This window comes from Klebsiella sp. MBT K-1 (genome assembly GCF_002556465.1).
Taxonomy (GTDB): domain Bacteria; phylum Pseudomonadota; class Gammaproteobacteria; order Enterobacterales; family Enterobacteriaceae; genus Klebsiella; species Klebsiella grimontii.
Window position 1 is genome coordinate 40312 of record NZ_PDEL01000006.1, and the last position, 21061, is coordinate 61372.

Genomic DNA, 21061 nt, shown 5'->3' on the forward strand with positions numbered 1-21061 from the left:
AAAACGTCTCATTCTGGTGCGTATTGCACGTTAATCGTGCAGTCCTTGCTTTGTTTTGCTGCGTTTTGTTGTGCGTGATATTGTATATATCGACCACAACAATGCATTCCAGGGAAGCGTTCTCCATGCAGCCTGACTCCACTGCGAGCAGTCGCCGGATAGCCCGGCAAATACTCGACCTGATATCTGAAGCAAAATTCGATCCAGGTCATCATTTACGCGAGCAACATCTTGCCGATGCGCTGGGGGTTTCGCGTACGCCGGTGCGCGCCGGGTTAAAAGAGTTGACCCGAATGGGGGCGGTTGAAGCGCGTCCAAATCAGGGTTTTTTCCTGCTTAAACGCAGCAATGAGCTGGAGCTGCTGGAGATTGAGCAGTCCAAGAGCAATGACCAGAAGCTTTACGAACAGCTGGTCCATGACCGTATTGCGGGCGTGCTGCCGGAATCGTTTACCCAGACTGAAATCAGTCAGCGCTATGAGGTCGATCGCGGGGTGCTGACCCGTACGCTGGTGAAGCTATCGGAGGACGGCCTGATTGCGCGCAATGCGGGGCACGGCTGGCGCTTTCTGCAAACCCTCAACTCCGATGTCGCCCTGCGCAACAGCTACGGTTTTCGCCTGATGATTGAACCGACGGCGCTGCTGACACCCAACCTGCATGTGGACAGGCAGATGCTTAAACGCCTGCGCGCCCAGCATCTGCGCCTCATCACCCACCCGGACATTACGCAGGTTCCGGCAAAAGAGATTTTCGAAACCGACGCTTTATTTCATGAGTTGCTGGCGGAAGCCAGCGGCAATCTGTTTGTGGTACAGGCTATCCAGCAACAAAACCGGCTGCGCCGTCTGCTGGAATTTGGCAGCTATCACAATAAGCGCCGCGTAAAAGAGTGGTGCGAAGAGCACGTTGCTATCATCGATGCCCTGCGAGAGAACAAGCAGGAACAGGCGGCGGAATTGATGAGAAAACACCTGCAATACGCGTTTGACCAGGTCAATGTTAAAAACGGTCGCGCATAGCTGGCATCGCTCTTGCACATATTGCTTCTGAAAATACAATCAGGAGCATTTATGGATTTGCAGATACAACAACGAGTGGCGCTGGTGTGCGGTGCCGGAAGCGGCCTTGGGCAGGCTATTGCCCTTTCGCTGGCGCAGGAGGGCGTGAGGGTGGCGGTCACCGGCCGCAATGCTGATAAACTGGCGCAAACGGTGGAGCGTATCACCCGGACGGGCGGTACTGCCCGCGCCTGGCCGTTGGATCTGGCCGCCCCGGAACGGTTTGATTCGGTGATTGCCGATATTCGCCAGCAGTGGGGCGATATCGATATTCTGGTCAACAACTCCGGTGGCCCGCGGCCCGCATCGGCGCAGGGGACAGATGGCGCAGTCTGGCAACAGCAGTTTTCAGTGATGGTCGCCTCGTTGATTCAGCTCACCGATAAACTCCTGCCCGCCATGCGCAGCCGCGGCTGGGGACGTATTATTACCACCACGTCATCCGGCGTAATTACCCCCATTCCTGGCCTCGCCCTCTCGAATGCGCTGCGCATGAGCCTGCTCGGCTGGTCGAAAACCCTCGCCAGTGAAGTGGCCGGCGACGGCGTGACGGTGAACGTGATGGTGCCAGGGCGCATCGCCACCGACCGCGTGGGGCAGCTGGACGCACTCAGGGCGCAACGGGAAAACAGCAGTGCGGAAGCGGTCGCCGAAAAGAGTCGTCTGAGCATTCCGGCCGGGCGCTACGGTGAACCGCAGGAGTACGGCGCCGCCGCGGCGTTTCTGGCAAGCCAGCTTGCCAGCTACATTACCGGGGCGGTGATTCGGGTTGATGGCGGATTGATCGGCGCGATTTAGTCAGTGAGAATGCGTCATGTCGGTCGGCTTCGCAGCGGACCGGCATGACTGCCTAACAGCTGCTCCGAATGGTTTATTTTGCAGGCAACGAAGTCCATTTCTGCAAATTTAATCAGCAGGCTTTGGGATCGGGTCTGAAAGCGATAAATTTTCTGATTAAACTTTTATTCTTCCTGCGTTGTTAAAACGGAATGATTTACCATAAAAAATGCGCAAAGCGCGAGCAGTACGGCCCCAGCGGTAAGTATCCATCCGGCGTGGTGAAAGGCGGTTAAGCTCCTATTAGTCGGAGCGAATCTAATGTAGCTCGCGGTAATCAATGCCGTTCCCGCCATCGCGCCAATACGCTGGAGGATGTTAAGAATAGGCGCGGCATCAGCGACATGACGGCTGCCAGCCATCGCCATGCCCGCTGCCATAGCGGGTACCGTCGCCAGGGCTAAACCGAACCCTCTGACGGCGATTGCTCCACCCACAAGCGAATAGCGACTTTGCGCATCAATCATCCCCAGCGGCAGGGTGGCAAATGCCGCGAGTAAGCCGCCAACGATCAGCACCGCGCGTGGCCCCAGCTTATCAGAAAAGTAGCCTGCCACCGGAAATCCTATCGCCGAACCGATTAACTGAGGCGTAAGCAGCAAGCCCACTTCAGCCAGCGTTTTATGGCAAACGTCGCGAAAATATAAAGGAAGCAGGAACTGCCCGCCAAAATTCACCGCGCCGCCGATAGTCATCAATACGGCAGATAAAGTGAAGCCCCGATGTTTGAAAAGTCCGAGATGAAGTAAGGGGGATTCGATGCGCAAAGAGCGATAAATAAACAAGCAGGTGAACAGGGCGCCCACGCTCAGCATGATGACGTTCCAGCCATATTTGCCGTTATTCAGGCTGAGCGCTTTCATGCCTTCCATCAGCATCGGCAGGCTGCAAAAGACCAGCGCCAGTCCCAGCCAGTCCAGCGAGAGGGGCCTGTCATTTTTTATTGCCGGACGGGGAAGCAACTTCCACCCGGCAAGATATGCACACAGGCAGAAGGGCACGGTGATCCAAAATAACCCTCGCCATCCGCAGCTTTCAACCAGGAGTGCGCCAAGCGATGTCCCCAATAAGGGGGCAATGACGATGGCGACGCCAATCGTGCCAATGACCCGCCCCAGGCGTTCGCGTCCGACGACCAGGCCAAGAATAGTTTGCCCCGCCGGTACGAGTAATCCCCCTGCCAGACCTTGCAACATTCTTGCGGCAAGCAGCACCTCGAAACGTGGGGAAAGGGCGCAAACTGCCGAGAAGATCGCAAATAAAATCAGCCCATAGAGCCAAAGCTGCGTAGCGCCAAAGCGTCTGACGGCCCAGGCGCTCAGCGGAACGCCTGCTGCAAGGGCCATAAGATACGCTGTTGCTATCCATTGTATTGCCGAGTCCGGTACCCCCAGGCCGATGGCCATGGCGGGCAGCGCAGCGCTGAGCATCGTTGATGAAAGCATGGTGGAAAAAGCTCCCAGCGTGATAATGGCTGCCTGCATCCACAACACTGGCGGTATGGCATTTGTCGGTCGCGGATGGGTTGTTTCCTTGACCAGCTTGCCTTGATGGATATTCATAAAAAGCCCCCTAACAGACGATAAGTGAAGAAATCTATCATTGATCAATTTATCTATCATTGATAGAGTAATTTGCATTAAAGTTTCCGTCAGGCGCCGGGGTCAGACAAAATGTCTCTTCACAGGCCGCTGGCCCGGGTAAATGGATTAACAACAGGATCAATATCATGGCGAAAATTCAACGAGATCAGGTGATTGAGGCAGCATTAGCTCTCTTAGATGAAGTCGGTCTGGAAGCGTTGACGACCCGCAAGCTGGCACAAAAACTGGGCGTGGAATCCGCGACGTTGTACTGGCATTTCAAAAACAAAGCCAATTTGCTGGAAGAAATGGCTTCAGCTGTTTTAGCCAAACACCATGCGCTAGCTGTGCCCGAAGAAACTTCGGAATGGACAAGCTGGCTGGCGGATAACGCACGTAGTTTCCGCCGCGCTCTGCTCGCCCATCGGGACGGCGCTCTGTTACATGCAGGGACATCGCCGACCCGGGTGGGAGGAGAAACCTTTTATCCAAAACTGGTTTATCTTGTTCGAGCCGGTTTCACTGAGGCAGAAGCCGCAATGATATTACTCGCGATTAGCGAATACACTTTGGGGTGCGTATTAGAGGAACAGTCGCGAACGTACGGTAATGATAATAAAATTTTATCAAAAATACCGGCAGAAATTGCCCATATCGAATCGTTGGTCAATCCACATCCGGATACCGCTTTTGAGTATGGTCTGTCTTTGATAATTAAAGGATTATCAATGCCATCAGCTTAATATTGTGCTTATTACAACACGAGTAGCATCAGAGGCTTTAGCAAAAATTACCACAGAACCACCTTGATAATACCGGGAGAATGCATAAGGAGGAGACCCCATGTTTATTTCTGAATCCGTGATCGCCGTTATCATTGATTGGATCGACGATAACTTACATAAACCACTGCGTATAGAACAGATAGCTCATTATTCAGGTTATTCAAAATGGTATCTGCAGCGTTTGTTCCTGCAATATAAAGGAGAGAGTCTGGGGCGCTACATTCGTAATAAAAAAATGGATTCAGCTGCCCGCGATTTACGCGAAACCGATGAGAATATTTACAGTATTGGCTTGCGCTACGGCTATGACTCGCAGCAAACCTTCACTCGATTATTTACCCGGCATTTCCATTTACCCCCCGGTGAATATCGCAAGAAAAACAAAACAGCGTATTTGTCCTGAACGCGTCTCATCAATGAGCGTATGCCTCCGGGGCGCTTGTGGTCTTCAAAAGCGCCGTAGTTGATTGATGAGAGTCGAGCCGAGATGACGCAGGCAAAAGCAGCCCTATAGCGGAAACGTCTTTCACCTATCCGGATAAGGCTGAATCGACTTCTTCTTTCCGTTAACACTATCAAGATATATTGCTGCCAACGTAGACCGTTAACGTTGCGCTTCCGATCCGAATTCGCCTTTTATATTCGATAACGATACGTCCTGCGCGGGTTGCCCGGTAGCTCGCCGTACCTTACCGCTCAGCGCGAAGGCTGAAATAATGGTAAACAGCAACGCGGTGCAGCCAAGGATCAGATAAGAGGTTTTGAAACCGTAAGTGACGTACATCATCCCTGCCGCGTAGGACATGCCGATGGCTGACAGCTGCTTAAAGAAGCAAAACCCCCACAGATAAATCGATGCGGAGAGATTAACGTTAAACTGGGTGGTGATGTATTTGAAAATGCCTACCAGCAGAAACGGAACTTCAAACATATGCAGGGTCTTCAGGATAATCACCTCCGTCACAGAGTCGGCAAGGGAAGAACCGATGATCCGCGCCGACATGATCATACCGGCAATCAGTAGCGCATTTTTGCCGCCAATGCGGTTAATGATCGGTGGGGCAAAAAACATAATAAAAGCGTTAAGAAATTCACCTAGCGTGGTGACATAGCCAAACGCCTGGGTACCGGTGTGTCGGTCGCGGAAAAAGGAGGTAAAGAAGTTAGCGAATTGCTGATCGAAGACGTCATACACGCACGCCACCCCGACGATATACATCACCAGACACCAGAATTTGCGCATTTTTAACAATCCCAATGCCGCTTTAAGCTTGATGGGTTTTTGATTCAGCGCCAGGCCATCCGCTACCGCCAGAGTCGCGTTTTCTTCCGGTTTAAACAGATACAGCAAACCGGCCAATACCAGCGAGAAACTCGACGCCAGCCAGAACGCGAACTGGTTATTAATAGTAAACATATAGCCGACAATGGAGGCGCAAATTGCCCAGCCGATACAGCCAAACAGGCGGGCGCGGCCATACTCAAACTGGCTGCGGCGGCTGACTTTCTCAATATAGGCCTCAATGGCTGGCGAGCCGCCGCTGCAGACCAGTCCAAGATAAATACCGCACAACAGAGCCCCCAGAAAAAAGTGGCTTTGCAGCAGCGGTGAGAACACGTAGATAAACAGAGGAGCCAGAAACAGCAGCAGGAAGATAATCATCCACAGCAGGTGTTTCTTCAGACCAAACTTGTCTGTAACAAAGCCAAAAACTGGCTGGAATACCAGGGCAAACAGCGCCATGCTGGCAAACACCAGTCCGGTTTGTCGCTGATCGAGCTGGTTGACATCATGCAACCATATCGGAAAAAACGGCAGTACCGCGCCCATGATAAAGAAATAGAAAAAGCAAAAGGCACCGAAAATCCAAAAATTCCTGTTTTTTAAGTAAAACATTGCTCACCTTCCTGTTGGTAACGGCGCGGAGAGCTCCGCGCCTTGTGAGTTATAAGGAGGTATCAGGTCAGTAGGCGATTAATGGTAGGCTGGAAGCCAGTTGCCATGCGCTTCAATCAGTTCATCGCACAGCTTGCGGATGTCATCGATCGACAGTTCGGCGGAAGTGTGCGGGTCGAGCAGCGCAGCATGGTAGATAGCTTCGCGCTTGCGCGTAACCGCCGCCTCGACGGTCAACAGCTGGGTATTGATGTTGGTACGGTTCAGCGCCGCCAGCTGCTCAGGCAAGTTGCCGACGTAGCATGGCGTGACGCCCTGTCCATCCACCAGACAAGGTACTTCGACGCAGGCCTCGGAAGGTAAGTTGGCGATCAAACCGGTGTTGAGCACATTACCGCCAATTTTATAGGGCCGATCGGTTTCCATCGCTTCGATGATATAAGACGCGTATTCATGGGTACGGCTGTGGGTCAGGCTGGTGTCATGGGTCAGCGCCACTTTCTGCTGCTGCCATTGTTCAATCTGCTCAATACACCGGCGCGGATATTCATCCAGCGGAATATTGAATCGCTCGATCAGTGCCGGGTAGTTGCGTTTGATCCAGTAAGGCATGTATTCGGCGTTGTGCTCTGACGATTCGGTAACGTAATAGCCGAAAATTTTCATGATTTCATGGCGCACCATATCATCATGCTTGCCCTGCAGGGCGCTGGCCCGGCGCTTAATTTCCGGGTACAGATCCTCGCCGTGGCGGCGAATGTCCAGCAGCCAGGCCATGTGATTAATACCCGCGATATGAAATTGCACGTCGTCGGTTGGCATATCCACGCTTTTCAACAGCGTTTCAGCGCAGACCTGAACGCTGTGGCAAAGTCCCACCGTTTTCACCTCCGTATGACGCAGCATAGCGCCGGTTATCGTGGCCATAGGATTGGTGTAGTTGAGTAACCAGGCATTCGGGCAGACGGCTTCGATATCCCGTGCGAAATCAAACATTACGGGTATGGTGCGCAGCGCGCGGAAGATACCGCCAATCCCCAGGGTATCGGCAATCGTCTGCCGGAGACCATATTTTCTCGCGATAGTGAAGTCGGTAATGGTGCAAGGGTCGTAGCCGCCGACCTGGATGGCGTTCACCACGTAATGGGCGTTTTTCAATGCCGCACGGCGGTTCTCAACGCCAAGGTAAGCGGCGATCTTCGCTCTGCCCGCATTGGTATTGCTGTTGATATTGTTCAACATGGCGAGAGATTCATTGAGACGCGCGCCGTCGATGTCGTACAGCGCAATCTCCACCTCTTTCAGCGTCGGGGTCGCCATAATGTCCCCGAGTACGTTTCTGGCGAAAATGGTGCTGCCCGCGCCCATAAATGTCACTTTAATCATGGTATTTCTCCGTTCCTGCTGTTTTGGTCAGGCAGAATGTACGCTGCGGCGTGACCCGGAAATATGGCTAAATGTGATATTGCTATGGCGAAAAATGATGTCGCAAAGAAAGTGTGAGCCAGCTCTGAATCTGACTGAACCGGGGGACTTTACTGGCGGTATCTCTGATAATGTGATGGGAAAAAAGCGCGAGTTACTGATGCACAAGACTTTTACCCTCAATCATACCGACAATATCGAATTGAACTTGTACCAGTACGGCGAGGAGAGTTGTCATAAGGGGCACCGTTATGGCCCCGCTGTTCGCCAGCATTACCTATTTCATTATGTGATAAGTGGAACCGGCACCTTTTACAGTGAATCCGGCGCTTTTCCTGTCGTCGCGGGGGAGGGGTTTTTGATCCACCCCCATGATGTGACCACCTACTGCGCGGATAAAAAAGATCCGTGGCATTATATGTGGCTTGAGGTCGATGGGCTGATCGCCGCCAGAATTTTCGCGGAGTGCCATCTGAGCCGGCAATCACCGATTTACCGGCCCAACCTGAATAAAGACAACGTCAGCGCCCTCGGCTACCTGCGGCAAATTGTCGAACATGGCGATGAACACCGGCTGAAGGTGCAGGGGCTGTGCTATCTCTTCTTTTCGACCTTAATCAGCAATACGCATGATCAAAGGGCTCCTCTCCGGGATGACAAGACCAGGCACCTGCAAAAGGCGATCAAAAAAATTGAAAATCGCTACCACGAACCTCTGAGCGTTGAGAGCCTGGCCGCATACTGTAATATCAACCGCAGCTACCTTTGCCGATTGTTTAAAAGCGCCTACGGTATAGGTCCCAAGGCGTATTTGCTCAATTTTCGGATGAGCATCGCCGTCAGCCTTCTCAAAAACAGCAATACGGCGATTAAAGTGGTGGGCATTTCCGTAGGCTATGAAAATCAGCTGCATTTTTCTAAGGCTTTTAAGAAAATGCACGGCGTATCTCCGGCTAAATGGCGGCAAAAATACCTTTCTGAACAGCAGGCGGCGAGGTGATGTTTACCGCTTATTCAAATCTGTGGTGTGGTTGAAATAAAGTTGTATCGGGGGGAGCCGATGCTTTTGTTGGCAGAGGATTTTGTCTGATACAATTTTGCACGACCTTGCATCAAGCGAAATTGTGGCTGAATGATAAAATGGTCACTATTTGTCAATCAAAGACCATCACGTTAAGCTAACAGAATGACTAAGAATATGAACGTACCATCAGCACGTGGCCCACTCGATCACAGCGTCCGGGAGCAAATCGTCAACGCCGCATTTGAGCATTTCGGGCATTACGGCTACGAAAAAACCACCGTAGCGGAATTAGCTAAATCTATCGGTTTTTCAAAGGCCTACATCTATAAGTTTTTCGATTCCAAACAGGCTATCGGCGAAGTTATTTGCGCTAACCGCCTGGAGACGATCATGACGGCGGTACTTGCAGCGGTGGCGGATGCGCCATCAGCCAGCGAAAAATTACGCCGCCTCTTTCGCGCGCTCACCGAAGCGGGAAGCGAACTGTTTTTCCACGATCGTAAGCTCTACGACATTGCCGCCGTCGCCTCGCGGGATAAGTGGCCTTCAACGGAAAGGTATGCGGAACGCCTGTTAAAGCTGATTGAAAGCATCGTTGTCGAAGGCAGGCAGGCCGGCGAGTTTGAGAGGAAAACCCCTCTTGACGAGGCAACCTATGCGATATATATGGTGATGTGCCCCTTCATTAACCCTGTTCAGCTGCAGTTTAACCTCGAAACGGCGCCGACGGCGGCGGTCATTCTCTCCTCGTTGATTCTCAGAAGCCTGGCCCCCTGAATGATGACCGCTCCTTTTTTTGGTCACGGGTCTGAGTATTCGGGAGCTGATTAAGGGTTTCCCATGCTCAGGCTTTTTGCCGCTTGTCTTCCGTACCGGGATTTGATGGCCCAGCTGAAGCATTTTTTACAGTCATGGCGATGCATATCTACTCAAGAAAAGCGTAAATCATCAGTAACCAGAGTAGGGCGCCGACGATAATTATCATTTTCAGAAGGACATTGCTGGCCGGGAAAATATATACCGGCGGTAGGGCGGAACGCCTGGCATTAATGAGTAAATAAGGCGGCAATAATATACTCCATAGCACCAGTGAAATGCCGGCAAAGGCCAGAGCAGATAAAAATCCTTGCGGGGCGAAAATACAGGCCAGGGCGGGAGGGAAATAGGTCAGAAATATTGCCAGCGGACGCGATCCCCGGCGGCTGATTTTATTCAGTATATCCTCAAGATAATCACTCAAGCCGATTGAGGCCGACATCAGTGAGGCTAAAACGGCAATACACCCAAAGGAGACCAGCGTCATACGGGTCGCCGAGGTGGTCTGGTGGATATTAAGGGCGGTAATAAAGGCCCCGATGTTCCCGCCCTGGTCGCTGACATGCTGGATCGCCTGAGGCGTGAGTGCGCCCATGGTCAGCGTCAGCCAGAAGGCGTAGACGATCAGCGAAACCGCAAAGCCGTAATAGAGAGAGCGGGTAACCGCGCGATGATTATCCCGTCTGTACATTCTGCTCAGGGAGGGCACGCTGCCATGAAAGCCAAAAGCGATAATACAGACCGGCACGATCGGCAGGTAATACCCGAGCGGCGTGCTGGCGGAGATGTCGAACAATCTGAGCGGCTTTACGCCACCCGCGGCACCGGCGAACAGCAGAAAAAACAGGGTGAACTTGGCGGCGATAAGGCCTGAAAGGATATAGCCGGGTAATCTGCCGCCTGCCCACAGGATCGCCGAGGTCGTCAGCGACAGCAGAATTATCGGCAGCCAGCTGCGGTCCCTGGCAGCGGGCGGTAAGAGATCGCGTAATATTGACGCGGCGCCTGAGATGTACGCGTAGGTCAGTAGGTAGAGCACAAAGCAGAAGGCTATCCCGATGATAACGCTAGCGGCGGGGCCGAGCAGCGCGTTGGTGAAAGTATGAAAGCTGGCGCCGGGAGGAAATCGCATCGTGATGTCAACGAGGATTAGCCCCGTCATCAGCATCAATATGCCCGTCGCCGACAGGATCAGCAGGCCTTTTAAAAACCATACGTGGACGAACGCGATCGGCAACGCGAACATGCCGCCGCCGATAATGGTCGCCACCATGAGAGACGTTCCGCGCAGAGGGAACCCTGTTCCTTTCATATGAATGAGTGTCCGTAAGCGGCCTGACGAAGCAGGCCGGCAGCAGCTATTTATCTCGTGGCTTCAGCCAGTGACTCTCTGAAGTTTCGATAGAAGTCGTCGATTTGCCCGCTCTCGTGGAGAGCAGACAACGCGCAGCGCAAAATGGCGTGCCCTTCTTCAACGGTCGGATACATCGCCACGGTCGTCGCGAAGCCGCGATCGTGCAGCTTTTTGCACATCGTGATGGCGAGATCTTCGTTACCAATCAGGATCCCCCGAATCGGCATCGTGGTGCCCCGGTTAACGATTTCGGTCTTGCCGAAAACTTCGTCAAAATAGCGAATAACATTCTGTAGCTTCTCCTGGCGGGCGGCGACGGTGCCGTCCAGGTGGAGGTCGGCGGCGGCTACGCAGGCGGCAATCCCTGGTAATGACGGCGGTCCGCCAAAGGCGTAGGTTGTGCCGTAGGTCTTAATAAAATTGATGGTCTCTGCGGCGTGACAGGCGATAAATCCGCCGTGCGAGCCAAATGCTTTAGACAGCGATCCGGCGATAATAATACGCTCGTCAAGCCGATGGCCGAGGCATGCCATCACATATCCCGAACCGTAGTCGCCGTAGATAGAGGTGCCATGCGCATCGTCTATATATGCGTAGCCGTCATACTGATGCGCCAGGCGGACAATCTGCGCGACCGGGGCGACTCCGCCCATGGAGCCTACGCTGTCTGATACCGAGATCGGCGTCAGTCCCTGGCTGGCGGCATAGCGAAAGGCCTCTTCGATCCGCGCCGTATCCTGGAAATCAATTCTGACGACGTCCCCGAACTGCTGTAAAAGACCACGGTTGATTTGCAGCGTCGCGTGGGCGGTCTTCTCCATAATAAAATAGGGGTTTTTTACTGAACGTAAAATGCGGCAGCGTTCCGGACGCCAGCAGCGGTAATACCGCGATATGGCAGGGCGTCACCGCGTTAAACGTCAGGGTATGAGCTCCATGCATGATTTGGTTCAGTCGCGCTTCCAGCTGCGGGAACAGATCGACTTTTACCCGCGTTCTGGCGACGGAAACCTGCACGCCAAAACGCTCAATCGCGTCGATAACCGCTTTTTTCAGCGTCGGATGAGTCTCCAGCCCAAGATAGGAACATGAGACAAATTCCACCATTTTTCTGCCATCGTCGAGGGTAATGACCTTGCCATCCCTTTTGGCTACCACCAGTTCATTAATATGTTCAGAGAACACCCTGGTTTGATATTTTAGCGATCTATCTATTTTCCTTTTTTGCCAGTTTTCCATTGCGTTACCTTCATTGTCGTGACTACCAGAAGAGATAAAATTGCCAGCGTTAACGTGCTCGTGCCGAGGGTTCTGTCAAACCCCAGGCCGGTATCCGTGAGTTTTACAGCGAAATAGCTGATGGCGCCGGCGCAGACTGTTTGAATAAAACCGGTGACTGATGCCGCAATACCGGTTTTAGTACCTTTGATTTGCAGTGCGATAAAGTTGGCGGTCGGGTAATAGGCGCCAAGGCTGAAATTAAAAATCATCGATCCAGCGATGCATAATATGAGTGAGTGGCAACCGATAATAAATGGAGAGACCGCCAGCGCATTCATGATAAACAAAATCCAGGGATTATTTATGCGCTCAAATTTTGAGAACTGATTGCCAATAATAAAAAATAAAACGGAAGCGGAAAACAGCAGTGAGTAGTGCATTGTGCTCAGCCCAAGCTGCTGCATAAAAATGGCTGGCGACAGCGAGATATAGCAAAACAGCGAACTCAGGATCAGTGAAACCAGAAGTGTTCCCTGGATAAATGCCGGCGTGATAAACCCGGAAGAAGAGGGCGCCGCAGCGCTATCGCGATGCCCAAGGCGGCGCGGAGACAGCAGGAGGGTAACGACGCTAAACAGGGCCATAACGAGGAAGATATGGTTCCAGCTCAAATGGCCGAGGATCGCGGCGCCGGCCAGCGGTGCAATAAGCGGAACCACCGCGCTGGCGGAAGAAATATCGGAAAGGGCGCGCTTGAGCGTCAGAGGAGAAAAAGTCTCTTTGGCGATGGCTTTAGACAGAACCGGTCCTGCCCCGGCGCCCACGGCCTGTAATGCCCTACCGGCCAACAGCATTGATAAACTATCGGAAATAAAACAGAGGAGGCTCCCTGCCAGGAAAAGCAAAAAGCTGGCCGTCAGCACGCGTAATTTACCCAGTTTTTCGCCGATAAACCCTGATAATAATTGGCTACAGGCGTAGATCACCAGAAAACCGCTAATGGTTAACTGAATAGATGAATAATCGCTGTGGAACGCTTTTTGTAACAGGGGCAGCGCCGGCACGATCATATCTGTTGCCAGCGCGGAAACCGATGCGGCGAGAATAAGGTATAAGTATATCCTGAGCATGTTAAACTCTTCGGTTAATATGGATTACAATGTGGCGTTATTATTAATTAATGCGCCGCTGTTTTTTTTAGCGAGTGAACAAATCGCGATCCCGGTCAAAATTAGCAGCGTGCTCAGTAAGTGATAGAGGTGCGGCTGGGTGTGTAAAAACAGAATGCTTAATATGCCGCCAGACAGCGGAATAATATGGGTATAAATTTCCCCGCGAGTGGCGCCAATGGCCGCGATGCCTTTATTCCAGAATAAGTAGGCCAGCCACGAGGGGAAAATAACCAGGTACGCCAGTCCGGTCAGGAAAGAGATATCGTGGTACGAAGCGAATGAGGTAGCGGGGTGCCGCCACAGCCAGAAAATCACCACCGGAAGCAGAATAAGGGCGCCGAGAAGCGAACTGACGGCGACGAAAGCGTTGGCGGGGATACGACGATCTTTGTTACGTAACAGAGAGCAATATACCGCCCAGCTTAGTGCGGACCCCATTGCCCACAGATCTCCCTGGCTGAAGCCTTTTAGCCCCTCTGCGCTGGTCAGGTTGCCGTGCAGAAGCAGCAGCAGGACGCCTGCGGTGCTAAAGAGCACTCCCCACCAGTTACGCGCCGACACCCGGTCACGGAAAATCAGCCGATTAATAATAAGCACCATGCAGGGGGTCGCAGACATGTAAATCGCTGCGTTCAGCGCCGAAGTCGACTGCAGGCCAATATAGAGAGTTAAGGGAAAACTTACCTGCCCGCACAGCGTTAAGATCAGCAGCGTTGGCGCATTTTGGCGAAACAGCAGCCGACTGTCGCGGATTTGCCGCTGATAGAGCAATACCAACAGTATCGCGGTCAACGCCCATCTCGCTTCGGTCATCAGGATCGGGTCCGCGCCCTGAACGAGAATATGCCCTACGACATAATTCCCTCCCCAAAACAGGGCCGCCAGCGTGAGTAACAGGTAAGGCATGCTGATTCCTTGCATCGCTTCGAACTGTACTAAATGGTAACTTTATTTTTTTTAATATATCAATTAAATTTTATTGTTATTTTGGGTTTTTGCTATTTTTTATTTAAAAAACAAATAATTAAAACTTTGTTACGCATGTGCAAAAAATCTGATTGCAGCATATATATCTGTACGATAACGTATCTATACCATGCTTTATACAGGGATAAATCGATGCGTAAGACAGAAAATGGTTTCACCGGGAACGAACCGCATTCCGCAATGGCCAGGCTCTCTCTGGATGACATGATTGATCAGCTTCTCCACAGCAACGCGCTTTCACTAAAACTTACGGCTAATCCGCTACTGGCCGACAGAGTCTGGTACCTGACTGAAAACACCTGCATCAAGGCTTTTACCGCCAACGACCCGCAGGCTAAAAAGCGTGCCCACGGCGCGCTGTTTAAACTGTACCAGGCTTGGCTGGCGGAGCCGCTATCGGCGGCGGCAAAAAACCAGTTCCATCCCTTGCTCTGCGGGATCAGAAGCTACATCGAGACAGAATGGCTTCGGGTGGAAAAAAAACGGTTCGCTTTCCCGGCACCTGCGCTTAACGCCGGCAATATCGTTGAGGAACTTCGTGACCTCTGTCAGAAACACCCGGCCTCGCACCATCCTCTGTTTGATTTTCTCGCTTCTTCCGCTTCCGCTACGCAAATCGACTATTTCTTCAAAAGCGATAGCGCGCTGAATCTGCTGTTTTTCGATCTGGTGGCAATGGGGCTGGTCGGTTCTCTGCCGGAAACGCGCGCAGAGATTGCCCAGAATCTCTGGGATGAAATAGGCCAGGGCAGCCAGGAGATCACGCACGTTAATCTGTATAAGGATTTACTGAAGCGAAGGGATATTGCGTTGCCTGAAAATCATTTCGCCCATCTGTACGACTGGCAGGGACTCGCTGGCTACAATGCGTTTATGTTGGGCGGCGTTAACCGTCAGCATTACTACAAATCGCTTGGCGTCATGGCGATGACGGAACTGTTGGATCCGCCGCAGTACCAGAAGCTGGTGACAGGTTGCCGCCGTATTGGGCTATCGGATCGCGACGTCCATTATTACTCAGAGCATATCGAGGTTGATATCGGCCACGCGGATGGATGGCTGAATAACGTTATCGTGCCGATCGGCAATAAAAATCCGGCTGCGCTGGAAGAGGTCTACTCTGGCGCAGCGCTGCGTCTTCAGACTTGCTGCGATTATTACGATTGTCTGCTGGAGGCGTTACGCACGCTCGCGGGCCGCGAATCAGAGAGTACCGCCCTCTGAATAAATAAGCGCTTTTGCCGCGCTCCAGGCCGTTATACCGGGAGGGATCTCCCGGCATTCCGATGACTCGGCCTGTTGGGCGGCAATCGCGCCATCAATCAGCATAAGCATCATCATCGCCACCCGTTCCGCAGGCTCTGGTTTTAATAGTCCGATGAGGATGTCGCGGAAAAACTGGTAGAGGCGCGATTTAAACTGTGAACATATCGTCCGGATAGCGGGAGACGAGGTCCCGTATTCAAACAGGGCGCGGGTGAACATGCAGCCGTGAAAATCCGCACAGGTGAACCAGTTATTGTAGTATTCAAAGACGGCAAACAGCTTTTCACGCCCCGTGGGTTTATCCGCGGTAATGTCCTGCAGCGCCTGCATAAAATCACACTCTTTCTGCTGTAAAATATCAAGAATGAGCGCCTCTTTATCCGGATAGTAGCGGTAGAACGTCATTTTGGAGATGCCCGCATTCTCCGAAATCCGGTCAATACTCGGCGACTGATACCCCTCTTTGTTAAACAGGGACATAGAATGGCGGATAATTTCCGCTTGTTTTGGCTTCATACTGTTTCCCGTTGAATGCAGTAATACAGGGGGGCTCTGGTAGATAGCAGTCATCATTTGATATGGCGGGCGGGCATCGCAACGATGCAGGCGCAATGTTATCCCGATAGCCAATATCCATGCCCCTGCGGTGGGCGGCATGAGTGAACGCGTTGACCCATCAAAAACGTTCGTCGATTCTTACATCCGGCCTCGAAAAAAGCAAAAATCCTCAGACCATCTCAGTTGAGCATGAAGCAGAAATGCGCAGGCGTCGCTATTTCATGTCCCTTATGCCCTTCACGTTGCGCTCGGGACGGATAAAGAGATACCGGGGAGAAGCTAGCATCCCCCCCGAACAGGGGGTGATGTTTTTGTGATGCAAGTCATAAAATAACGCTCGGTTATTGTGATGTTATTTGCAGTCAATGGATTTGCACTTGAATCGACCCGCGCTATCTCTGCGGTTTTTTTTTCGTCCAGCGATTGTCGGCGGGCGGCGACTCCTCCTGCTGTAAATAGTCCTGATACCAGCCGCTGATGCGTTGGGTCACGGGATTTTCGTTGAGGTCGAAGCGCCTGCCGTCGAGCCTGCTTACCGGGGTAATACCTGCCAGCGTTCCGGTGACAAAAGCTTCGTCCGCAGTGAATGCTTCGGCAAGGGTAAAGGATCTTTCCTGTACGCCGAGGCCCTGCTGGCGCGCCAGTGACAAGATCGTGCGGCGGGTAATACCGTTAAAGCAGTACAGGCCGTTTGAGGTCCACAGCTCGCCCTGGCGTATGATAAAAAAGTTGGTGGAATTGCAGCTGGCGACAAAACCATGAGGGTCCAGCATCAGCGCTTCATCTGCGCCGGCATCCAGCGCCTGCAATAGCGCCTGAATCAAATTCAGGCGGCTGTGGGAATTAAGACGCAAATCGAAAACATCCGGCGCGCTGGTACGATAGGTCGAGGTGAACAGGGCAAGGCCGCGCCGTTTGGCTTGTTCATCAACAACCTTATATTCCGCCACGCAGACGATAGTGGCGCCGCCGAGGATAAAGCGCGGGTCCTGATTTGGCGTGCGCTTTTTGCCGCGGGTGATCATGAGCCGCAGATGGGCGCCGTCCGTCATACCGTTGATCTTCAGCGTGTTGTACATAATATCGGTTAGCTCCTCAGGACTATGGCCGATATTGAGCTGGATAGCGGCTGCCCCGGCAAACAGGCGATCGAGATGCGCCTGAAGGGCGATCAGCTTGCCGTTTACCAGCCGCAGCCCCTCCCAGACCCCGTCGCCGCAGACGTAGCCGGAATCGAAAACGGAAACCGTGGCGCGATCGCGATGAACGAATTCGCCGTTGACGTACACTTGCACATTGTCGTTGCGCGTATCCTGCAGGTACGCCTGACTGCTTTGACCGGAGAGAGCTAAACTCATCATGTTTCCTTGCGGTTAAAATGCCCGTTCAGCGAAACGGGAAAGGAAGGCCTGGGTGCGCGGTTGGCGCGGATGGCGCAGCACCTCTTCCGCGGTGCCCATTTCATGAATCACGCCGTTTTCGATAAAAATCACCCGATCGGCGAAATGCCAGGCAAAGCCCAGCTCATGAGTGATCAGCAGCAGCGTCCGTCCCTCATCTGCCAGTTCACGGATGGTATGCAGGACTTCCCCCACGAGTTCAGGGTCGAGGGACGAGGTGGGCTCATCGAACAATATTATCTCTGGCGTCATTGCCAGGGCGCGAGCAATCGCGACGCGCTGCTGTTGACCGCCGGACAGGCTGCCGGGCCAGGCCTGATGCTTATGGCCGAGCCCCACTTTTTCCAGCTGCGCGCGGGCAATGCGCATCGCCTCTTCGCGACGCATCTTTTTCACCGATATCAGGGCTTCGCTGACATTTTGCAGTACCGTCAGATGCGGGAAGAGATTAAATTGCTGAAACACCATCCCCACGCGCTGGCGAACATCGCTCAGCTGTTTTTCGCTATAGCGCCGCTGACCGCGGCTGTCGATTTTACCGAGGGTAACGCCGTCCAGTTCTACGGTGCCAGCGCTGGGTATTTCCATAAAGTTCAGACAGCGCAGCAGGGTGCTCTTACCCGAGCCGCTGCCGCCAATGATGGCGATTTTCTCACCGGCATAGATATCTAAATCGATGCCCTGTAACACGCTTTGCGCACCAAAGCGTTTGTGCAGGGCGCGTATCCGCATGACGACTTTTTTCTCTGACATGGCCTTTCTCATCAAATTAAGGATGTGGACGGTAGCGGCGCTCCAGTCGTGCCGCCAGGTAACTTCCGGGCCAGATCAGCACAAAATAGAGCAGGGCGACGACGGTGAAAATCTCCACCGGGCGATACCAGGTACTGCTTAGCAGCCTGCCCTGATACATCAGTTCATTAACCGTGAGAATCGAGGCCAGGGAGGTCACCTTCGCCAGTTCAATCATGCGGTTTGTCAGGGCTGGCAGCATACGGCGAAATACCTGCGGCAGGATGATGCGCCGTAGCATCACGCCCGGCGGCATGCCTAAGGCTTTTGCCCCTTCCCACTGTCCGCGTTCGATGGACTGTAGCCCGGCGCGGAAAATTTCGGTGCTGTAGGCGGCGGTGTACAGGGTTAACGCCAGCGCGGCGGCGCCAAAAGTGGAAAACTGAATGCCCACCAGCACCGGAAAGGCATAGTAGAACCAGATGAGCTGGATAAGCACCGGCGTATTGCGGAACACCTCGACAAAGGCGCTGGTAAGGGGATAAAAAAAGCGCGGCCCGCGGGCACGGACGACGCCAACGGCAAGTCCGAGCAGCGTGCCGACAATTCCCGCCAGCAGCCATAGCTCCAGCGTAACGCCCAGTCCCTTCAGCAGTACCGGCAAGTTTTGCCAGACAAGGGAAAAGTCCCACTGATAATGCATGGTTGTTCTCTCGTTAACGTGTGTCGGAGACGGCAAGGCGTCGTTCAAGCAGCTGGCTGCCCTGGCTGATAATCAGCAGCAGGGTGAAGTACATCACCGCGATGAGCGAATACACTTCCAGGGGCCGGTAAGTCTGACTGTTGATTTGCATCGCCTGATACAGCAGCTCGCTGTACGCCAGAGACGAAGCAAGGGCGGTGGATTTGAGCAGTTCGAAAGAACGCTCAAGGAAAGGAGGAATCATTCTGCGCAGCGCCTGAGGGAAAATAACCCGTCGGAGCGCGGTGGCGCGCGACATGCCCAACGCCTTCGCCCCTTCCCATTGTCCGGCGCCGATCGACTGGATGCCGCCGCGGTAAACTTCGGCATAAAACGCGGCCGACTGGGCGGAGAGCGCCAGTACAGCGGCAGCGAACGGCGAGAGCGTCAGCGGGCTGACGATTGGCAGAGCGTAGTAGATCCAGAAGAAGTGGACAATCGCGGGAGTATTACGATAAAAGCCGATCAGTATCAGCGCCGGCATACGGAAGAGCGTTAGCGGCGAGGCCTTCATCAACGCCAGCGCAATGCCGGCCAGCATGCCGAATAAAATACTGGTGACGCCGATCTGAATGGTACCCCACAGCCCCTCCAGCAACAGCATGCGATATGGCCAGATGGCGGCAAAATCCCATTGATACGACATAGTTCTGGCACCCCTGAAAAACGCAAAACGATGGTGATGGTTTTAGAACGACATCATCTTAGCAGTAGCGAAATGTGATAATTAAATAATAAAAACCATTGCTATTATCTCTTTTGGTTATAAATATTTACGCGAGAAAGCAATGCCAAACTTTGATTCTTTAACCGCTACGCTGGCGCGTTTTGCCGGCGAACTCACTCCGGCTGCGATACCGGCGTCGGTGAAAGCCAGGATCGCTCTGCATTTTATCGATAGCCTGGGCTGCGGCATTGCCGGCGGCGAAGACAGCGTGCTGCGTAAAAGCGCGCGGGTTATTCGGAGCCAGTACGCGACGGGCAGAAGCGTGGCGCTTGACGGTGGAACTCCGCTCTCCGCCAGCGGCGCCGCGTTCCTTAACGCCGCTGCGATAAACGCGCTGGATTATGACGATGGTTTTGAAGTCGCCGGGCGGGGGATGGGGCATCCCGGCGCCACGCTGGTGGCCGGGGCGCTGGCCGCGGTGGGCCAGGGTGGGCCGGTCAGCGGCGGGGCGTTGCTGACCTCTCTGGTGGCGGCCTGGGAAATCAACAGCCGCGTGATTATCTCTCAGCAGCCGAGTCCTGAAAGGTTTCAACAAGTGTATGGCGTGTGCCAGCACGAATCGCTGGGGGCGGCGGTGGCGTATGGTTTACTGCGCGGCTGCGATGCCGCGGGGCTGGAAAATAGCCTGGGACTGGCCGCCTCGTTAACCCCTTTGCCCACGTTGCATAAGTACAACTGGCAGGCGCGTCCACTGGTTTCGTTTAAGGATTACAATGCGCCGGCGGCAGAGGCCGGCGTACGCGCGGTGGAGCTACACCTCGCGGGAATAGTGGGGCCGCGCGCGATACTCGATGGCGAACAGGGGTTCTGGCGGATGTCAGGCTCCGACCGCTTTCAGCCAGAACGGCTGACAGAGAATCTGGCGACGCACTGGCAGCTCAGGCACGCCAGTTTCAAAGACTATCCGGTATGCCGTTGGATGCATACGGCGCTGGCGTCGTTTGAGCATCTGCTGGAGCGTATTCCGTCGGCAGAGTCGATTGAGCGGATACGCGTCTATGGGAGTTTCACCCTGGCGCGTTTTTTCGCCGACGCGCGTCCCGTCAGCAATACCGATGCGCAGTTCAGTCTGCCGCTGGCGATAGCCTGCCTGGCTTTTAAAATCGCGCGTCATCAGTGGAGCAGCGATCGGACGCGCGGCGCGGCGCCACTCCTTGCCTTTGCTGACCGGGTTGAAATTATCGCCGATGAGACCTTTGAACAGCTGATGCTGCAGCATCGCCGTCCCGCCGCGCGCGTGGAAATTGTGCTAAAGGGAAGGACGATCGCCGGAGAGCGTATCGACTTCCCGCCGGGGTGCGCAGAAAATCCGCTGCCGGAACAGCGGATCGTTGATAAATGCGTGGCCAACCTGTCATCACGCCTCAGCGCTCCGCGGGCAGCGCGGCTGATTGACGCTCTGCTGGATATGGAACGCTGCGCGGACATTGGCGCGGCAATCGCGCCGCTTCTGCCCGCGCCAGGAGATTAATCG

General features: G+C 53.6%; 18 protein-coding genes and 2 pseudogenes. 8 read left to right on the forward strand and 12 right to left on the reverse strand.

What is annotated here, in order from left to right; genetic code table 11:
* The first annotated feature begins 125 nt into the window (after positions 1-125).
* Entirely contained in the window at positions 126-1022 is an 897-nt protein-coding gene (locus CMQ96_RS10005) for a GntR family transcriptional regulator (protein ID WP_049086026.1), read from the forward strand.
* Positions 1023-1073: 51 nt separating this feature from the next.
* Positions 1074-1859 (forward strand): SDR family oxidoreductase, encoded by a 786-nt coding sequence (locus tag CMQ96_RS10010; RefSeq protein ID WP_004871510.1) that lies wholly within the window; start codon positions 1074-1076, stop codon positions 1857-1859.
* A 164-nt stretch (positions 1860-2023) separates the two neighbouring features.
* Here the strand turns inward: CMQ96_RS10010 and CMQ96_RS10015 are convergent, their stop codons facing one another.
* Entirely contained in the window at positions 2024-3460 is a 1437-nt protein-coding gene (locus tag CMQ96_RS10015; RefSeq protein WP_098066852.1) for a DHA2 family efflux MFS transporter permease subunit, read from the reverse strand.
* 167 nt (positions 3461-3627) lie between these two features.
* On the opposite strand from CMQ96_RS10015, the gene CMQ96_RS10020 reads away from it, so the two are divergent.
* Complete coding sequence (locus CMQ96_RS10020) at positions 3628-4224, forward strand: TetR/AcrR family transcriptional regulator C-terminal domain-containing protein (protein WP_049085426.1); 597 nt, start codon at positions 3628-3630, stop codon at positions 4222-4224.
* Positions 4225-4324: 100 nt separating this feature from the next.
* Positions 4325-4669 carry a RamA family antibiotic efflux transcriptional regulator gene (locus CMQ96_RS10025; RefSeq protein WP_049085427.1) on the forward strand — a complete coding sequence of 115 codons (345 nt, stop codon included), beginning with the start codon at positions 4325-4327 and terminating at the stop codon, positions 4667-4669.
* Positions 4670-4870: 201 nt separating this feature from the next.
* On the opposite strand, the gene CMQ96_RS10030 is transcribed toward CMQ96_RS10025, so the two are convergent.
* Together CMQ96_RS10030 and CMQ96_RS10035 are read right to left on the reverse strand one after the other, a co-directional pair.
* On the reverse strand, positions 4871-6163 hold the full coding sequence (locus CMQ96_RS10030; RefSeq protein WP_049085428.1) for an MFS transporter: 1293 nt from the start codon (positions 6161-6163) through the stop codon (positions 4871-4873).
* Between the two features lie 78 nt (positions 6164-6241).
* The gene (locus tag CMQ96_RS10035) at positions 6242-7549 is read right to left on the reverse strand and encodes an alpha-glucosidase/alpha-galactosidase (protein ID WP_049085429.1); all 1308 of its coding nucleotides are present in this window, start codon (positions 7547-7549) and stop codon (positions 6242-6244) included.
* Positions 7550-7748: 199 nt separating this feature from the next.
* Between CMQ96_RS10035 and CMQ96_RS10040 the strand changes: the two genes are divergently transcribed.
* Both CMQ96_RS10040 and CMQ96_RS10045 read left to right on the forward strand, forming a co-directional pair.
* On the forward strand, positions 7749-8588 hold the full coding sequence (locus CMQ96_RS10040) for an AraC family transcriptional regulator (protein WP_049085439.1): 840 nt from the start codon (positions 7749-7751) through the stop codon (positions 8586-8588).
* Between the two features lie 186 nt (positions 8589-8774).
* Positions 8775-9389, forward strand: coding sequence for a TetR/AcrR family transcriptional regulator (locus CMQ96_RS10045; protein WP_004871494.1), 615 nt, complete (start codon positions 8775-8777; stop codon positions 9387-9389).
* Between the two features lie 148 nt (positions 9390-9537).
* Here CMQ96_RS10045 and CMQ96_RS10050 read toward each other — a convergent pair whose 3' ends face one another.
* From CMQ96_RS10050 to CMQ96_RS10065, 4 genes and pseudogenes are all read right to left on the reverse strand, one after another.
* The gene (locus CMQ96_RS10050) at positions 9538-10740 is read right to left on the reverse strand and encodes an aromatic amino acid transport family protein (protein ID WP_074168733.1); all 1203 of its coding nucleotides are present in this window, start codon (positions 10738-10740) and stop codon (positions 9538-9540) included.
* Positions 10741-10790: 50 nt separating this feature from the next.
* A pseudogene (locus tag CMQ96_RS10055) lies at positions 10791-12021 on the reverse strand (aminotransferase class I/II-fold pyridoxal phosphate-dependent enzyme).
* Complete coding sequence (locus tag CMQ96_RS10060; protein ID WP_049085432.1) at positions 11994-13133, reverse strand: MFS transporter; 1140 nt, start codon at positions 13131-13133, stop codon at positions 11994-11996. Before CMQ96_RS10060 ends, CMQ96_RS10055 begins: the two are co-directional and overlap by 28 nt.
* Positions 13134-13157: 24 nt before the next feature.
* A complete protein-coding gene (locus CMQ96_RS10065) occupies positions 13158-14081 on the reverse strand; it encodes a DMT family transporter (RefSeq protein WP_098066724.1) in 924 nt (307 codons plus the stop codon).
* 213 nt (positions 14082-14294) lie between these two features.
* On the opposite strand from CMQ96_RS10065, the pseudogene CMQ96_RS10070 reads away from it, so the two are divergent.
* Positions 14295-15390 (forward strand): annotated as a pseudogene (locus CMQ96_RS10070) (iron-containing redox enzyme family protein).
* Here CMQ96_RS10070 and CMQ96_RS10075 read toward each other — a convergent pair.
* The 5 genes from CMQ96_RS10075 to CMQ96_RS10095 form a co-directional block, all read right to left on the reverse strand.
* On the reverse strand, positions 15366-15944 hold the full coding sequence (locus CMQ96_RS10075) for a TetR/AcrR family transcriptional regulator (RefSeq protein WP_004871483.1): 579 nt from the start codon (positions 15942-15944) through the stop codon (positions 15366-15368). The pseudogene CMQ96_RS10070 and the gene CMQ96_RS10075 sit on opposite strands and share 25 nt — an antisense overlap.
* 434 nt (positions 15945-16378) lie before the next feature.
* Positions 16379-17344 carry an aminotransferase class IV gene (locus CMQ96_RS10080; RefSeq protein WP_098066726.1) on the reverse strand — a complete coding sequence of 322 codons (966 nt, stop codon included), beginning with the start codon at positions 17342-17344 and terminating at the stop codon, positions 16379-16381.
* Positions 17345-17359: 15 nt separating this feature from the next.
* Positions 17360-18139, reverse strand: coding sequence for an amino acid ABC transporter ATP-binding protein (locus CMQ96_RS10085; protein WP_098066728.1), 780 nt, complete (start codon positions 18137-18139; stop codon positions 17360-17362).
* Positions 18140-18155: 16 nt separating this feature from the next.
* The gene (locus CMQ96_RS10090) at positions 18156-18821 is read right to left on the reverse strand and encodes an amino acid ABC transporter permease (RefSeq protein ID WP_004871476.1); all 666 of its coding nucleotides are present in this window, start codon (positions 18819-18821) and stop codon (positions 18156-18158) included.
* A gap of 13 nt (positions 18822-18834) precedes the next feature.
* A complete protein-coding gene (locus tag CMQ96_RS10095; RefSeq protein ID WP_004871474.1) occupies positions 18835-19506 on the reverse strand; it encodes an amino acid ABC transporter permease in 672 nt (223 codons plus the stop codon).
* A 142-nt stretch (positions 19507-19648) separates the two neighbouring features.
* Between CMQ96_RS10095 and CMQ96_RS10100 the strand changes: the two genes are divergently transcribed.
* Positions 19649-21058 (forward strand): MmgE/PrpD family protein, encoded by a 1410-nt coding sequence (locus CMQ96_RS10100; RefSeq protein ID WP_024359629.1) that lies wholly within the window; start codon positions 19649-19651, stop codon positions 21056-21058.
* Positions 21059-21061 lie beyond the last annotated feature (3 nt).

Excerpts from the sequence above, each read along its gene's own strand:
- CMQ96_RS10080 (WP_098066726.1), bottom strand. The coding sequence starts at position 17,344 with ATGAGTTTAGCTCTCTCCGGTCAAAGCAGTCAGGCGTACCTGCAGGAT.
- CMQ96_RS10020 (WP_049085426.1), top strand. The coding sequence starts at position 3,628 with ATGGCGAAAATTCAACGAGATCAGGTGATTGAGGCAGCATTAGCTCTC.
- CMQ96_RS10085 (WP_098066728.1), bottom strand. The coding sequence starts at position 18,139 with ATGTCAGAGAAAAAAGTCGTCATGCGGATACGCGCCCTGCACAAACGC.
- CMQ96_RS10050 (WP_074168733.1), bottom strand. The coding sequence starts at position 10,740 with ATGAAAGGAACAGGGTTCCCTCTGCGCGGAACGTCTCTCATGGTGGCG.
- CMQ96_RS10035 (WP_049085429.1), bottom strand. The coding sequence starts at position 7,549 with ATGATTAAAGTGACATTTATGGGCGCGGGCAGCACCATTTTCGCCAGA.
- CMQ96_RS10045 (WP_004871494.1), top strand. The coding sequence starts at position 8,775 with ATGACTAAGAATATGAACGTACCATCAGCACGTGGCCCACTCGATCAC.
- CMQ96_RS10090 (WP_004871476.1), bottom strand. The coding sequence starts at position 18,821 with ATGCATTATCAGTGGGACTTTTCCCTTGTCTGGCAAAACTTGCCGGTA.
- CMQ96_RS10010 (WP_004871510.1), top strand. The coding sequence starts at position 1,074 with ATGGATTTGCAGATACAACAACGAGTGGCGCTGGTGTGCGGTGCCGGA.
- CMQ96_RS10075 (WP_004871483.1), bottom strand. The coding sequence starts at position 15,944 with ATGAAGCCAAAACAAGCGGAAATTATCCGCCATTCTATGTCCCTGTTT.
- CMQ96_RS10030 (WP_049085428.1), bottom strand. The coding sequence starts at position 6,163 with ATGTTTTACTTAAAAAACAGGAATTTTTGGATTTTCGGTGCCTTTTGC.
- CMQ96_RS10100 (WP_024359629.1), top strand. The coding sequence starts at position 19,649 with ATGCCAAACTTTGATTCTTTAACCGCTACGCTGGCGCGTTTTGCCGGC.
- CMQ96_RS10040 (WP_049085439.1), top strand. The coding sequence starts at position 7,749 with ATGCACAAGACTTTTACCCTCAATCATACCGACAATATCGAATTGAAC.
- CMQ96_RS10065 (WP_098066724.1), bottom strand. The coding sequence starts at position 14,081 with ATGCCTTACCTGTTACTCACGCTGGCGGCCCTGTTTTGGGGAGGGAAT.
- CMQ96_RS10025 (WP_049085427.1), top strand. The coding sequence starts at position 4,325 with ATGTTTATTTCTGAATCCGTGATCGCCGTTATCATTGATTGGATCGAC.
- CMQ96_RS10060 (WP_049085432.1), bottom strand. The coding sequence starts at position 13,133 with ATGCTCAGGATATACTTATACCTTATTCTCGCCGCATCGGTTTCCGCG.
- CMQ96_RS10015 (WP_098066852.1), bottom strand. The coding sequence starts at position 3,460 with ATGAATATCCATCAAGGCAAGCTGGTCAAGGAAACAACCCATCCGCGA.
- CMQ96_RS10005 (WP_049086026.1), top strand. The coding sequence starts at position 126 with ATGCAGCCTGACTCCACTGCGAGCAGTCGCCGGATAGCCCGGCAAATA.
- CMQ96_RS10095 (WP_004871474.1), bottom strand. The coding sequence starts at position 19,506 with ATGTCGTATCAATGGGATTTTGCCGCCATCTGGCCATATCGCATGCTG.